The sequence below is a fragment of the Pedobacter humicola genome (genome assembly GCF_056490705.1).
Genome location: NZ_JBWJIG010000002.1, coordinates 467,404 through 482,904 on the forward strand (window position 1 = coordinate 467,404; position 15,501 = coordinate 482,904).

The 15,501-nt window shown below is 39.8% G+C and carries 9 protein-coding genes; 1 reads left to right on the forward strand and 8 read right to left on the reverse strand.

Annotated features, from left to right (window positions below):
* The first annotated feature begins 27 nt into the window (after window positions 1-27).
* Window positions 28-1,662 (forward strand): ABC transporter substrate-binding protein, encoded by a 1,635-nt coding sequence (locus tag AC04Q1_RS05520; protein ID WP_478362600.1) that lies wholly within the window; start codon window positions 28-30, stop codon window positions 1,660-1,662.
* An 8-nt stretch (window positions 1,663-1,670) separates the two neighbouring features.
* Here the strand turns inward: AC04Q1_RS05520 and AC04Q1_RS05525 are convergent, their stop codons facing one another.
* From AC04Q1_RS05525 to AC04Q1_RS05560, 8 genes are all read right to left on the reverse strand, one after another.
* The gene (locus AC04Q1_RS05525; protein ID WP_478362602.1) at window positions 1,671-3,755 is read right to left on the reverse strand and encodes a S9 family peptidase; all 2,085 of its coding nucleotides are present in this window, start codon (window positions 3,753-3,755) and stop codon (window positions 1,671-1,673) included.
* A 107-nt stretch (window positions 3,756-3,862) separates the two neighbouring features.
* Window positions 3,863-5,296 (reverse strand): SusD/RagB family nutrient-binding outer membrane lipoprotein, encoded by a 1,434-nt coding sequence (locus AC04Q1_RS05530; RefSeq protein ID WP_478362604.1) that lies wholly within the window; start codon window positions 5,294-5,296, stop codon window positions 3,863-3,865.
* 11 nt (window positions 5,297-5,307) lie between these two features.
* Window positions 5,308-8,442, reverse strand: coding sequence for a SusC/RagA family TonB-linked outer membrane protein (locus AC04Q1_RS05535; protein ID WP_478362606.1), 3,135 nt, complete (start codon window positions 8,440-8,442; stop codon window positions 5,308-5,310).
* 320 nt (window positions 8,443-8,762) lie between these two features.
* Window positions 8,763-11,219, reverse strand: coding sequence for a TonB-dependent receptor (locus tag AC04Q1_RS05540; protein ID WP_478362608.1), 2,457 nt, complete (start codon window positions 11,217-11,219; stop codon window positions 8,763-8,765).
* Between the two features lie 281 nt (window positions 11,220-11,500).
* Window positions 11,501-12,739, reverse strand: coding sequence for a class I SAM-dependent methyltransferase (locus tag AC04Q1_RS05545; RefSeq protein WP_478362610.1), 1,239 nt, complete (start codon window positions 12,737-12,739; stop codon window positions 11,501-11,503).
* A gap of 11 nt (window positions 12,740-12,750) precedes the next feature.
* Window positions 12,751-13,584, reverse strand: a complete 834-nt coding sequence (locus AC04Q1_RS05550) for a DUF1365 domain-containing protein (protein WP_478362613.1) — start codon at window positions 13,582-13,584, stop codon at window positions 12,751-12,753.
* A gap of 52 nt (window positions 13,585-13,636) precedes the next feature.
* The gene (locus tag AC04Q1_RS05555; protein ID WP_478362615.1) at window positions 13,637-13,996 is read right to left on the reverse strand and encodes a four helix bundle protein; all 360 of its coding nucleotides are present in this window, start codon (window positions 13,994-13,996) and stop codon (window positions 13,637-13,639) included.
* A 150-nt stretch (window positions 13,997-14,146) separates the two neighbouring features.
* On the reverse strand, window positions 14,147-15,424 hold the full coding sequence (locus AC04Q1_RS05560; protein WP_478362617.1) for an NAD(P)/FAD-dependent oxidoreductase: 1,278 nt from the start codon (window positions 15,422-15,424) through the stop codon (window positions 14,147-14,149).
* Between the last annotated feature and the right edge of the window lie 77 nt (window positions 15,425-15,501).

The window sequence follows — 15,501 nt, forward strand, 5'->3', positions numbered from 1 at the left end:
TTGTGCAAAAATAACATTCCTGATCGCATGCAAGGCTCATTTAAGTATATATTTTGGATTTTTTGTGTCACCTTATCTTTTTCATGCAAGGAAAATACCGCTCATCGAGACAAAAAAGTCTTCAATATCAATCTTGATCAGGGCTTAACTTCTATCGATCCTGCCTTTGCACGCAACCAGAATGCCATTTGGATGACCAACCAGATTTTTAACGGTTTGGTACAGATCGATTCCTCTTTACAAACCGTTCCATGTATTGCCAAAAGCTGGCAGGTTTCTAAGGATGCGCGCACCTATACTTTCAATCTGCGTAATGATGTTTACTTTCATGACGACCCGATTTTTAAAAACGGAAAGGGAAGAAAAGTTGTTGCCCGGGATTTTGTGTATAGCTTTTATCGCTTGATCGACCCAAAGGTAGCCTCATCCGGAGGATGGATTTTTAGCGATAAGGTAAAGGACGAACATAATTTCATTGCATTAAATGATTCCACCTTCCAGATTAAACTGGTGCGCCCTTTTCCACCTTTTATGAGTTTGCTCACTACACAATACTGCTCCGTGGTACCTATGGAAGTGGTAGAGCATTATGGCAAGGACTTTAGAAGTCACCCCATAGGTACAGGCCCTTTCAGGTTCAAGTATTGGAAAGAAGGCGAAATCCTTGTGCTATTGAAAAATGAACATTATTTTGAAAAAGATGCCAAGGGAACAGCCCTGCCTTATCTTGATGCGGTTAAGGCCAGTTTTATTACCGATAAACAAAGTGGATTTATGAGTTTCCTAAAAAAAGATCTGGACTTCTATTACAACGTAGACGGGAGTTACCGTGATGATATCCTGACGAAAAGCGGAAAGATGACCTCAAAATATAAAGGGAAGTTTACGCTGACCAAAAGCCCTTACTTGTGCACGGAATATGTTGGAATATTGGTCGATACCAACCTTACGATTGTTAAAAATTCGCCTTTACGGTTAAAAAAAATCCGGCAGGCAATCAATTACGCCATCGATCGCGACCGCTTGATCAAATATTTAAGAAACGGGATCGGCGTTGCCGCAACATCAGGTTTCATTCCGAAGGGAATGCCGGGTTTTGATAGCCTGGCTGTTCGTGGATATGCGTATAATCCAAAACTTGCTACTAAACTTTTGGAGGAAGCCGGTTTCCCTGAAGGCAAAGGCCTGGCAGAAGTAACGCTGAACACCACCACTACCTATAAAGACCTCATTGAGTTTATTCAGGGGGAGCTTACCGCGATTGGCATTAAAACCAAAATTGATGTAAGTCCAAGTGCCAGTTTAAGAGATTTAATGTCGAAAAACAATGTCAATTTTTTCCGTGGTTCCTGGCTGGCAGATTATGGTGACGGCGAAAATTTCCTTTCCATGTTTTACTCTAATAACAAAGTACCATATGGACCAAATTATACTGCATTTTACAATAAGGACTTTGATCAGCTCTTTGAAAAAAGTTATTACGAAACCAATAATGAAAAACGGTTTGAACTATACCGCAAAATGGATCAGATGGTGATGGATTACGCCCCAGTTGTTCCATTATTCTACGATCAATCGGTTGTAATGCTGCAGAATAACATTTCTGGCTATTCCTTTAATCCATTAAGTCTGATGATTTTAAAACGGATTAAAAAGAAATAGAAGTGATGTTATTTTTTATCCATTAATTTCCGTTTAAGAAACTCAGCTGTTGCTTCGCTCACCTTTAAACCATTTGAAAATTTCATCCAGTGGTGGGTATCATCCGGGATGGCCAGAAACTCAAAATCAAATTTTTTATCTTCAAAACGTTTGGCCAGATCAACACTCTGGTTAAAGGCGACATTCCGGTCATCATCCGCGTGGATAATCAGCGTTGGGGAAGTCCATGTGGCGATATAACTTACCGGTGAGGATTCATCAGCAACCTTTGAAGCGAGTTGTGCGTCTGGTGCGGGTTTTCTGTTTTCCTGATCCTGACTTGAAAATCTATTGTTTACCCCATGAATATCCACACCAGCGGCAAATAGTTTAGAATCCTTTCCAAGCGCCAATGCGGTTAAATACCCACCATAAGAGCCGCCATAAATCCCTATTTTTTCTTTATTTATGTTGGTCTGTGCAGCAAGCCATTCGCCAGCAGCTTTAATATCCTGATATTCAGAAGCGCCCTGTGCCCCTGCATTTAAAGGTTTATGAAATTCATAACCATAACCTATTCCTAATCGGTAATTTACGGACAGCACAGTAAAACCCAGGTTCACCAGATATTGGTTTAAGGCATAATCGATCGAATAATAATCCATCGGGTTCCAGCCCAAAAACATCTGCCTTTGTGGCCCGCCATGCACATAAACAATTGCGGGATGATTTTTAACGGTCTTTTTTGGAGAGAACAACTGGCCGTAAACAGTCTTTCCATCTGGGGCTTTGAAGCGAACGTGCTTGGGTGTCACCATTTCTTTAAGCGGGAAATCCTGGGGAATAAGCGATTCACCAATCAGTTTTAATGGTTTTTTACCGTTGATGATTACCGGCAATAACGGTCTTTCTGCAGTAGAGCTTAAACAGAAAAAGGTTTGGTTATCACCAGCAATTACCGGATAAGCTTCTATGCCCTTGCCAAAACTCAAAGCCTGCATATTTGCCTGATTAACTGAAACTTTGTAAATATGCCTCCTGTCCAGGTCATCTGTATCATCACCAGTATTGGCTGCAAAAACCAATGTTTTTTTATCACTGCTCAATTTGACGTTTTCCACAGCAAAATTTCCCGGCGTAAGCAACAAATGTTTTGATCCATCTGCATTGATGGCGTACAGGTGCGGCCAGCCGTCTTCGTAAGAAGTAAAAATAATTTTTCCATCAGCCCATAACAAATTTGCCCCTCCATCAACCGAAGGAAAAGAACCCCTCAGTGTTTCGGGAGCTTTCCAGATCTGTTTCCCGGCGCCGGTATTGACATTAACCGTCCAGATTGCCCAGGGCTGATGCTTTTTTGCTAAGATAGAATCTGTTTCGCCACCCGTCCCAGCTGTTCTAATAAATGCAATATCATTGCCATCCGGCGACCATACCGGCGCATTGTCTTTTGAAAAAGAAGGCAATAGCCATTTTATCGGCGTTTGCTGATCGGTATAAACACCCAAAAAAGCATGATCTGTACGGTTGGAAATAAAAGCCACTTTCTTTCCATCTGGCGACCACTTATAGCCCCCATTAATCCCCTTGGCATAAAATAAGCTTTTCGCTGCTGATGATCCATCAATAGTTGCGACCATGACCTGGCCAGCTTTGGCAAAAAGCACTTGTTCACCATTCGGCGAAATTACAGGGTTATCGCCCTCTCCTATTGTTATTAACTTCCCACCATCGAATGGAATAGCAAACACCTGAACTTTTGGCGCAATCGGAGAAGAGTTTGCATTAACCGGACCGCCATCCCGGCCGCCATGATCTCCACCACGCACAAATACAATCCATTTACCGTCGGGAGAAATAGATAAACTGCTCAGTTCCTGCCCGTCATCTTCGTTATAATCGGTTATTTTGATTGCCTGATAATCGGGTGCCTGCGCCGTGTAAATGTTTCTTTTCCCTTGTTCATTTGCCGCCCAGGCAACTTTAGCACCAACAGGCGACGCCACCAATTGAGTTGGAAAGGGATAAGAAAGAACCGATTTTAAGCTAAAAGACTGCGCAAATATATAGGAAGTAGAAAGTAAAATAAAAAGGATAAACAATAATTTTTTCATTCATTAAGTGTTTGGCGGTTAGCAAATAGCGTTTGACGAAAGGTATATAAACACTTTCCGCCAAACGCTATTCGCTTTGCTATATTTTTAACTTCTTACCAAGACTGTTACTGATCCCACCACAATTTAGTGGTTCTTAACACATCTGCCGGAACATTTGCTCCATTTTTACTTCTTTCGCCCTGTGGATAATCTAAGCGGCGGATAAAATCCGGAAGTGCTTTATTAACAGGCAGGGTAAAATCCTTGTACTTGTAATCGAAACGACGCGCATCGTTCCAGGCTTCAGGATTTAAGTAGGTTGCAATATATTTTTCTTTAAAAATCAGATCTTTTGTCAATGCCGCAGCGCCAACATTAACCACAGGGTTTGCCAGATAAGCATCTCTTGCTGTAGTCGAAACCGTTAATTTATCCATATTGGCACTAATACCAGCCAAATACGCTGCATAAGCCTTGGTTTTATCGGTATCGAAATAAGCTTCAGCTTCAATAAACTTCAGCTCAGCAAAAGTAACAATCAGTAGAGGGGCAGTATTGCTTGTCCATGGGGAGTTACTCGAAATATAACATTCATCTTTAGTGGTATTGGCTCCAGGCGCCCTGTTACCAGCACCATTTACGGTTCCGATGTAAATATTATTCACGGTTTTATCGGTAATCTTATCTAAACGCGGATCTACCACTCCAGAAAAAGTTGTACCGTTCAATGCATCGATCAACTGCTCAGAAAGCCATCCGCCCAGCGATTGCTGCGAATTAGCCAAAGCCACATTTGCCCATGGATTCCGCTCTTTAAAGGTAGCCATGCCTGCATCATCACCATTTCCGGTAAAGGAATTGCTTAATGCGGCGATTACTGTTGTTGGATTATAAGATGCCGTTTTACTTACCTTGATCAATAACCTGGCTTTTAGTGCGTAGGCCATTTTTAACCAGTTTGCCCTTTCGGTGGTCGATTTTCCATAAATTAAATCGCTGGTTGCTGCCAATTTAACTGTTGCATTGGTCTTTCCCAGTTCAACAATGGCTTCATCTAAAAGTGCGATGGCCTGTGTATAAACTTCCTGCTGTTTATCATATTTAGGATTCAGGTTATTGATATTGAAGGCTTGCGAAAAGGGGGCATCTCCCCATAAATCATTTACCAGGCTAAGGTTATACGCAATTATAACATCGGCCACACCTTTGTATTCGCTCGAACCTTGTGCCACAGCCAGTTTTTTCATTTCGTTGGCATCTGCCATTGCAAAATAAAGTGCATCCCAGGTTGCTGTAAAATCAATTGCCTGATAAGTATCACCTGCACCATTTGCTGCCGGGTTGGCGGTATATTGCACGTAAGGGGCCACTATACTGCCAATCAGATAATTGTTATTTCCAATCTTATAAGTGGATGTAGCCAACAGGGTACTGAGGGTGGGCACAGGAACCTGATTCGGATTATCAGACAACTTATCAAAGTAATCGTCTTTACAGCTTTGCAAACCTAGTGTTGCAATTAAAGCTGCGCACAATGTAATTTTTATATTTTTTTGCATCGTAATTCTTTTTAAAAACCAACATTAAGGGTGAACATGATTGTACGGGCAGATGGATAGGTAAATCCGGCTGAACCATCATTATTACTACCCGAATCGTAAGAACTCGATTCCGGATCCACACCATAATATTTCGTCCACAACCATAAATTATTTCCGGTAACAGATAGTGAAGCATTTTTGATCGATTTTGCAGGCAACCAGTTCGCTGGTAAATTATACGTTAAACTTGCAGAACGTAAACGTACCCAAGAAGCATCACTTACAAAAGGCTCAGAAACGTTACGGTAATAGATACGGTAATATCCTTCACCATAATCAACACCATCCGGGCCTAGTTTTTGCCCCATATAAACGGGTTTAGTATTCGGTTGTCCATTAGCCAATACCCCATCAAATACTTTCACTGTTCTTCTATCAACGGTATAATCAGGTAATCCGAAAGCCGAATAGAAATCTTCTAACCAGTTGTATTTTTCAAAGCCTAAACGGGCATCAAACAATACGTTTAAACTGAAATTTTTATACCTGAAAGTATTGCCCATACCAATGATATAGTTTGGCTGAGAATTACCGAGTAACTTTTGTTTTCCGCCGGAAATGCTTGGAAATCCGTTTGCACTGATGAGCAAAGGCAGATTTTTATCGAGAACAATTGGATCTTCAGGTGTGGTTCCATAATAACGGTTAAAATAACTGCCATAAATATTGCCATAAGGTTGCCCCTGGATCAGTTTCATGGTTACACCAGCATTGCCATAACCTCTTGCCGCACCATATACAATTTCAGATATTCCGTTAGGCATACTCAGCACCATGTTTCTATTGGCAGAAAGGTTCACATTTACATCCCATTTGAAATCCTTTGACACAATAGGCTTACCATTCAACACCAATTCGACGCCTCTGTTGCGGATATCGCCGGCATTGATCGATTTGGTTACATAACCCACAGCTGAAGAAATCTGGGTTTGGATAATCTGATCCTTGCTTAATGAATAGTAGTAGGTAAAATCGAAACCTAAACGGTTTTTAAAGAACGACATTTCCAAACCAGCCTCATAGGTATTGGTAAACTCTGGACGAAGATCGGGATTACCCAGGTTTGGCGCAATTGTTAAACCGCCAGTTCCAGTTGGCAGTGAAGTATATGGCGAATATCCGGTAAATGTTGAATACTCAGATGCATCTTTTCCGATCCTGGCATAAGACAAACGCAACTTGGCCTGACTGATCACGGTAGGCAATTTAAACTGATCAGAGAACACATAACTTAAACTTGCTGAAGGATAGAAAAACGACCTGCTTGCTTTTGGAAGCGTTGAAGTGATGTCATTTCTACCTGTTAAGGTTAAGAAAAGGTAGTTTTTATAATCAAAAGTCGCTTCTCCAAAATAACCGATCAATCTTTTTTGTTTCAGCGTCTGCGTTGGTGTAAGTACCCCTGCATTGGCTAAATTGAAGAAATCATAAACACCGAGGATACTGCCCAAAGTACCGATTTCCTTAGACTTACGGTCGTAAAGTTCTTGTCCGAGCCTTAAGGTACCGGTAATGTCGTCTGTTAGTTTAGAGGTAAGCGTGGCAACTAAAGTACTGTTGATGGTTCTAAATTTGGTATTGTACTCACCATAAAAACCCTGCGCATTATCGTACATGGCTTCAGTAGCGTACATTGGACCGCGGGCGGTACGTACCCGGTTATCATTATAGGTATCTATACCTAAGCGATAAGAGAAATTAAGCCATTTGGCAGGATCATAACTTAAGCTTGCTCCACCGATAAAACGGTTCACATCACCTTTAAACCTGTTGTTTGCTGTACCCCATATTGGATTATTGGTGCCAAAATATTTTTGTGAGCCATCAGCATTCTGATAATCTGCTACATCGTAGCGTGGCGACCAATAGGCCAAACTTTCGCCAAAACGGTCTGCACTATAACTATATCCGCCTGAATTGGTGAAATTCATATTCACTGAGGCCTTAAACTTTGGACTGATGGTAAAGTCCGTATTTAAACGGCCCGAGAAGTTTTTGTTATCGGTATTCGGCATCATTCCTTTTTGGTAAAGCTGCGAAATAGAAGAGAAAAATTTAATTGCCTCACTTCCACCGGTAACCGTCAACGAATTTTTAACCTGTTGGCCAGTACCAAAAGCACGGTCATAGTTATTGAACAATTGATCTGGATGTGTCGGATCGATCAGTTTCGCTTCGGCAATGGTTGGTCCCCATGCCGGACCGATACCCCCTGGCGGATTGGTATAAACACCCAATACGCCCTGAGTATATTCTGTTTGTACATCTGGCGATTTCAACACTTGGTCAAAACCATAACTGCTGTTAAAATTAACACTAACGCCATTCTGCTTACCTCTTTTTGTAGTAATCACCACTACACCATTAGCACCTCTTAATCCGTAAAGAGCAGTAGCGGCACCTCCTTTTAAAATATTGATGGTTTCGATATCTTCCGGATTAATGTCTGAAGCCCTGTTGGTTACCCCTCTCGAACCAAAAGCGCTTCCATCGGGATTGGCCCCAAGGGTAGAGGTTGAGTTGTCAATCTGCACCCCATCAATCACATATAATGGATCGCCAGAAATATTCGGATCGATAGAGTTAACCCCTCTGATCCGGATACTTGCACCCTGGCCAGGGCCTCCACCCGTACTTGAGATGGTAGCACCGGCGATTTTACCTTGTAAGGCATTAAGCAGGTTAGGCTGGTGATTATAATTAAGATCTTCAGATTTTACTGATTGCGCGGCATAACCTAAAGATTTGGCCTGACGGGTAATCCCCAATGCAGTTGAAATGGTAACTTCCTGAAGTTCCTGAGCATCTGAAGCGAGCACTGCATTAACGGTTGTTTTATTACCCACGGTAATTTCTTGTGTTTTATATCCCAAAAGGCTAAATACAAGTACTGCATTTGGTGATGGCACCTGAATGGTAAAATTGCCATTCCCATCGGTAGAAGTACCTGTTGTGGTCCCCTTAATTTTTACACTTGCACCAGGCAATGGGCCTCCATCATCAGAGGAGGTTATTTTTCCCGTCATTGTTTTTACCTGGGCCAGAGCTGAAAGGCCAGTGAGTAAAATACACAGAAAAAAAAGTGAGGTAAAGATTTTTCTCATATCTTAATTATTTAGGTTAAAGATTTGTTAGTTATTGCAATATAAGTTTTTTACGCACAAGAAGACGCATAAAACAGAACTAATAGTGCTAAATTTCGTACAATTTTTGATACAAAAAGACTCAGTCCCGCAAAAACACGCAAAATTGAGGATAAAAAAATGCAAAATAACAACTAAGCTACTTATACTCACCAAAACAAGAAGGCTACATCCCAACTTATTGTACACTTTACACCATATACAAATAGCAACCCTCTTAAAACAAAAAAGTCTTCCCAAATTAATGGAAAGACTTATACTATATATATAAATTGGGTTTTTTATTGCTGAACGCCACCGCCCATACCACCACCTTGCTGCTGTTGATCTTGTTTTACATCGTCATTTTTGATCTTTTTCTTTTCTGTAAACTTAAGCTTACCAAAAGAATAGCTGAAGTTAACACCGAAAGAACGTAAAGGGTAATAAATATTAGTGCTTTGGTAAAGTGTACTTACCTTATCACCAAGCGTTGTAACAGAGTTGTTTACGGTTCTGATGTGTAAATCGCGGGTAAATGGATTTAAGGTATTGATACCGATTGAACCTTTTTTATTCAGAATATCTTTTTTGAATGATGCGCCATAAAATACCATCGCATCTGTTTTACCCTGATAAGTTCTTCTAGGCGAATTTACTACACCAAACAGCTCGAAATTGTACCCTTTACCGAATCCGTATGCAGAACGGCCAAAGATGTTATAATTCAAATAAGTACCTGTACTAATATTGGTTAACGAGTTGCTCACCTCGTAGGTATTAACCCCAAGATTGGTCATTAAAGTCCATTTTGGTTTCGGATTGTATGATGCAAAAATATTAGCACCATAAGTTTGAGCTACCCCCACATTAATGTATGTAGATAATGTTTTTTCAAATCCATTTTCTTTTAACGGAGTGATTGAACTTTCAATTACACCACCAGTACGGCGGTAAAATACCGATGCATTAATCACAGATCCTTTAATAAAAGTTGAATAACCAAGTTCCAGATTATCGCTTAACTCCGGACTTAACGTTGGCTCTCCTTGTCGGATATTAAACTGATCGCTCTCATTACGGAAAGGATTTAAATACGCTAAACTTGGTCTTTGCACCCTGCGGTTGTAGCTTAATTTTAAAGTCGCATTCCCTTTAAGGGTTTGCGAAATAATGGCACTTGGGAATAAATTGAAATAATTATTCTTTTGGATACCCGGTGTTACCGTATTAAAATCGATACTGGTATATTCTGATCTCAGGCCGCCTTTAAAGTTCAATTTTTTACTCAATTTAAAGCTGATTACCCCATAAGCAGATGCTACATCCTGGTTGTATTCAAAATCCTGGTTTGCATTATTAGAAAATTCACTATTAATGTTTCTGAAAATTCCTTTTGCCCCAACTTCTAAAATGGTCGATTTGCTAAATGGATAAGTATAGTCAGTTTGAATGGTATACTCTTTATTTTTACCGGTATTGTTATTATTTACAGCAGGAAATGAACTGCCAATAATTTCGTTCTGAAAGTCTGTTGTATTCCGTCCTGATGATAACTGACCCGAAATCGTAAACTCCTCGCCTTCTTTTTTGCTGGTGCGCTTATAATCTACGTTCCAATCGAAGTTATTGAAGCCCATATCCATATCACTGATATTTTTAAATGGGACACCATTTAAAACATAATCTGCACTGCCAGGCCCACCATTGGAGAAATTATTATATTTCAGGTTTGAGCTTAAGTTATTGTAAGCGTTAAAATCATAATCTACACCTACACTACCATTATAACCATTACGGCTCCACTTAGAAACCCCATCCTGCATGATATTGGTAATGGTGGTTTTGGTAAGCGAATCCGTACGTGTGCTGTTTTCAAATAAAACCCTCGAATCCTGAGCATAAGCCAGGTTTGTACCCAAACTTGCATTTACACTTAAACGTCCGGTTTTTGCGGTTAAGTTGAAAGCTCCGTTGTTTTGACGGGTACCAACCGCTGCGTTTACCGTACCACTTACCCCTTGTGCATTTGATTTTTTAGTAATGATATTGATGATACCTCCAGAGCCTTCAGCATCATATTTAGCCGATGGACTTGTGATCACCTCAACACTTTTAATCTGCTCTGCAGGGATCATTTTTAAAGCATCCGAAACACTGCTGGCCATCGTACCAGAAGGTTTACCATTGATCAAAACACGAACAGCACCACCGCGGAGCTGAACATTTCCATCAACATCTACGGATAGCATGGGTACTTTACGCATCACGTCTGTAGCATCACCCCCGGCATTTGTACCATCAGCTTCAGCATTATAAACCATTCTATCGATTTTATTTTCGATAACCGCTTTTGTTCCCTGAACCTGAACATCGGCCAAAGTATTTTCCGATCCTGAGATATAAATGGTGCCAATATTGTTATCCGGTTTTGAAGGTGTTGTGGTAACCAGAACAGATTTTGTTTTGTAACCCATAAAACCGATCATCAGCTTATAAGAATCTGGTGATACATTTTGTAGGTTTAGTTTCCCTTTTTCGTCGGTTACACCACCATTTACAGATTTATTGTCCTTAGCTGTAACCAACGATACGGTTGCATAATCAATAGGCTTTTTTGTTAATGAATCGAGTATAGTGGCAGTAATACGTCCGGTAACAGTAGATTTTTTTGGCCCTCCGCCAAAGCCACCAGGAAATTGAGCCTGTGCGGTAAAAAATAATCCAAGGGTGAAGGTCAATAGTAAAAGTTTTTTCATGTTAAGAGTTAGTCTTTTGTAATTAGTCTACGCAAATTGCATTTTGTTACAAAGATACGCTATACTTTTTACGCTAACCCCTATCAATTGATCGGCAAACAACGTAGATTGATCGGTGAATGAAAAGTTCATTGATTCATTAGCCATTCGTTCATTGGTCAAATGGTTCATAGCCGATGGTTTATGGTTAAGTGGTTAATTGACGCCAAACGCTCAATCCCAGGTTCCGCCACTCATTAACTCGACTCCGGACTAAAGACTACAGACTTAAGACTATATCTCTATCTCGAAATATTGTTTGGTCGCGAATAAACCATCTGCATCACATTAATGTTCCGCATAGCAAAGGCTGCCTCACAATAGTTTAAATAATAGTTCCATTTACGGATAAAGGTATCGTCAAATCCAAGGGATTTAACCTTATCGAGGTTTTTATTAAATTCTATAAACCATAAATGTAATGTTCGGGCATAATCTAAACCCATATCCTTTAAATCAACCAGGGTTAAATCGCCTGTTTCATTTATGGCTCTGTTCATCGCTGCAACCGAAGGTAAAAGCGAACCCGGGAAAATGTGTTTCTGGATCCAGTCTACGCCGTTTCTCAGTTTATCATATCTGCAATCGGGCGAGGTAATTACCTGAAAGGCAAAGATCCCATCAGGTTTTAAAAGATCCTGACATTTTTCGAAATAAGTTTCCAAATATTGGTGACCAACAGCCTCTAACATTTCAATAGAAACAATTTTATCAAAAGTACCTTCAATTTTACGGTAATCCTGAATGATGACAGAAACTTTATCTGCCAACCCTTCGGCCTGTACGCGCTCCACCGCCAGCTTCTGTTGTTCTTTCGAAATGGTAACCGAAGTTACTTTACAGCCATAATTTTTTGCTAAAAAAATGGCATTACCGCCCCAACCGCTGCCGATTTCCAATACATGATCGCTGGCTTTGATTTTTAACTGTTTTGCTAGTCGGTCGTATTTGGCATATTGGGATTCTTCTAAACTTAAATCTTCAGGATTAAAATAACCGCTCGAATAGGTCATGGTTTTATCCAGGAAAGTAGCAAAGAAATCGTTATTCAGATCGTAATGTGCTGAAATATTTTTTTGCGATCCGGCCAGGGTATTGGCCCTGCGTACATGGTAAATCTTATTTACCCATTTAAAAACATTTAAAGCAATAGATTTTACCTTGCTTCCTGTTATTGAGGGTGCATTTTCGATGTTGAGGATTACCCATTTGATCACATTGGTAATGTTTGTGGTATCCCATAAACCTGCAGTATAACCCTCGCCAAAACCGATATCACCGTAAAGTGCTATCGATTTAAAAAAATCCGGATGGTTCACCTGTATGTGCGCTTCTATTTTATGTTCACCGTTTCCAAAAACTAAAGTTTCGCCACTTGGCAGTGAAAGTTCTAATTTCCCCAATGTCATTTTAGAAAGTGCATTAAGCACAACTCTTTCGAAAAAACCTGTTGATGTTCTGGTAGCGGTAAGCGTATTCATAATCGTTTGATCTATTTGATTTGTGGTTTATAGGGTTTATATACGTTGCGTTGCAGCGCAGGGTTTTCGGCTTTTGGATGAAAAGGTATTTTTTTTATCCAGAGTTTAAAAGCCTGCCAATGGATCATGCCCATAATCTGCAGCGGAATAAAGGGTATAGAGAAAAAATACCGTAGCATATTGCCGTTAGTTAAAGGCTTCTTCTCTCCCTTTAAGGTACTGATAAAAAACAATTTGCCGTTTTTATCCAGATCATCAATTTTAATATCAAGTGTATCTGCAGGCACTTTAAGTTTAAAATCGAATGAATCATCATGGTCTATAAATGGCGAAACATAAAAATATTTTGTGGTGATTTTTTTAAAGGTATCGCCATCCAATTCGTCTTTTCCGAAGAAAAAAAGTTTCATTTCGCGGTAAGTATTGCTGATTTCGGCGATACAGCAAACCGGATTTTCCTGCTGGTCGAAACAGTAATAGAACGAAACCGGATTAAAATTATAGCCTAAAACATTAAGGTTGGTAAGCAGTCTAATTTTAAGCTGGGTTCCATCTACACCATTTTCCTTTAAATAATCTTCTACATGCTGACGGGTATTTTTGCTTTGATCGGGATTTTCCTTTGGCAACTGAAGATGTTCTGCATCCCTAAAAGAAAAGAGGTTAAATTTATTCCTGCTGAACCAGCGTAATTTTTGGCTGAGCAAATCCAACTCATCCAGATCGATATAGAACATATACACCCTATACCAAAAATAATGTTTTTTGGGCGCCAGGCGATGGTGCATCACCTTTGCCGTGTAGATGTTTGATGTAAGATGTAAAATGGATGATGGACTTTTCATGTATGGTGTAAAATGGCAAATGAAATACTTAAATCATATCATTACATACGAATTATTTGCTGGATGAAATCTTAATAGAGGTAAATATCTTTTTTAGCTCAACATCTTCTGCTTTAAATTTTTCAAAATCTAGCTGGTATTTTTCATCCTGATATAATTCGTTCAATGTACGTAACCAATAAATACTTTCTCTGGCCTCTCTGTAAGAAATTCCTATTTTGTGACTAAAATCCCTTTTACTCGCCGCCCCCTGTGCTTCTTCGTAATTGGCACCAATAGAGGCCGCACTCCTACTTAACTGTAACATTGGAACCTTATATATGAAATTATAAGGTAATGTGCTTAAAAATTTTAAAACATCTACGCCAAAGCGAAACGTTCTTTCCAGCAAATGAATTGTTTTTTCGTTCATCTTAAAAAGTTTAATCCGTAAAGTTTCTAAGGATGATCTAGTTAAAATTAATAAAAAAAACACAAAATCTTTAATGAAAGCAAAGTTTGAAAATATATAATCTTACATTGGATATGCTTGATAAGTCTTCATCAACGCCTCTAGTACATCTTACATAACATTATCCATCTTACCTCTAACATTTTCCATCATGGAGCATAGCTCCACCGCACTTTTATACGCGTCTTCATGGAAACCATACTTAAAATAGCTTCCGCAGTAATAAATTGGCCCTGTTTCGTTCAATCTGTGCAATTGCTCCTGTGCCTGCATGGCTGGAACATCGAACAAAGGGTGATGGTAATCGATTTCCTTTACAATTTTTTCAGCGTTTAAAGAATCTGTCGGGTTAATGGAAACAAAATAATTCTGCTTTTTAGAAACGCCCTGCAAACTGTTCATCCAATAAATGGTGCTTGGCAATAATTTTTCGCCCTGTTTTTCAACGCGGTAATTCCAGCTGCTCCAGGCCAATCTGGCTTCAGGCATTTGCTTTTCATCGGTATGTACCACGGCTTTGTTTAGCTGGTATTTGAATTTAGAAAGCAATTCGGTTTCGAGGGCCGTTTTATCTTTTACGATTTCGAAAGTCTGATCAGCATGACTCGCCATAATCACCTTATCAAATTCAAATTTCTCTCCCTTTTGATTTTCTACTTCAACCCTACCGTTTTCCAAACGCTTTACAGAGATGATTTTAGTATTGATTTTAATCCTGTCGCGAAAAGGGGCAATTAGTTTTTCTCGGTAAGCCTGACTCCCATTTTGCAGGGTGTACCATTGATGCTGGGTATCTAAACCTAAAAAACCATGATTTTTGAAGAAACGGATCAGGGTAACGGCAGGAAAATCGAGGATCTGTTCCATCGGTGCGCTCCAAACCGCAGCACTCATCGGAATGAGGTATTGCCAGAGCATCTCGTCGCTATAACCAAACTCCTTAAAAAACCTGCCAATAGAATAATCCTGATACTCCGGTTGATCCAAAATTTCGATACTCTGCTTGTTAAAACGGTTAATCTGCATCAACATTTTTAAATAAGATATATTGAACAGGTTTTTTCTTTGCGCAAAAAGGTGATTTAAGCTCGAGCCGCTGTATTCCAATTTTTTAGGCAAAAACTGAACGCTGAAAGACATATCCGTTTTAATTACAGGTGCATCAATCTCTGCAAACATTTCAGTCAAATTCGGATAAGTTTGATAGTTAAAAACCATAAAACCGCTATCCAGATAAATGGGTTTACCATCTTCTTCAAGCGTAATGGTATTGGTATGGCCACCAATATAATCTAATTCTTCGAATAGGGTAATATCGTATTGATGCTGCAGTTTATGGGCACAACCCATGCCTGCTATTCCGGTGCCGATGATGGCGAGAGTTTTCATAATGGAAAATGTGATATGGATGATGGAAAATGTGATATGGAAAACAGAGGATGGATGATGGGCACTTCGCAGCCCCA

What these genes read in the sequence shown, in the direction of transcription:
- AC04Q1_RS05520 (WP_478362600.1), top strand. Translation starts at nt 28, where the DNA reads ATGCAAGGCTCATTTAAGTATATATTTTGGATTTTTTGTGTCACCTTA.
- AC04Q1_RS05525 (WP_478362602.1), bottom strand. Translation starts at nt 3,755, where the DNA reads ATGAAAAAATTATTGTTTATCCTTTTTATTTTACTTTCTACTTCCTAT.
- AC04Q1_RS05530 (WP_478362604.1), bottom strand. Translation starts at nt 5,296, where the DNA reads ATGCAAAAAAATATAAAAATTACATTGTGCGCAGCTTTAATTGCAACA.
- AC04Q1_RS05535 (WP_478362606.1), bottom strand. Translation starts at nt 8,442, where the DNA reads ATGAGAAAAATCTTTACCTCACTTTTTTTTCTGTGTATTTTACTCACT.
- AC04Q1_RS05540 (WP_478362608.1), bottom strand. Translation starts at nt 11,219, where the DNA reads ATGAAAAAACTTTTACTATTGACCTTCACCCTTGGATTATTTTTTACC.
- AC04Q1_RS05545 (WP_478362610.1), bottom strand. Translation starts at nt 12,739, where the DNA reads ATGAATACGCTTACCGCTACCAGAACATCAACAGGTTTTTTCGAAAGA.
- AC04Q1_RS05550 (WP_478362613.1), bottom strand. Translation starts at nt 13,584, where the DNA reads ATGAAAAGTCCATCATCCATTTTACATCTTACATCAAACATCTACACG.
- AC04Q1_RS05555 (WP_478362615.1), bottom strand. Translation starts at nt 13,996, where the DNA reads ATGAACGAAAAAACAATTCATTTGCTGGAAAGAACGTTTCGCTTTGGC.
- AC04Q1_RS05560 (WP_478362617.1), bottom strand. Translation starts at nt 15,424, where the DNA reads ATGAAAACTCTCGCCATCATCGGCACCGGAATAGCAGGCATGGGTTGT.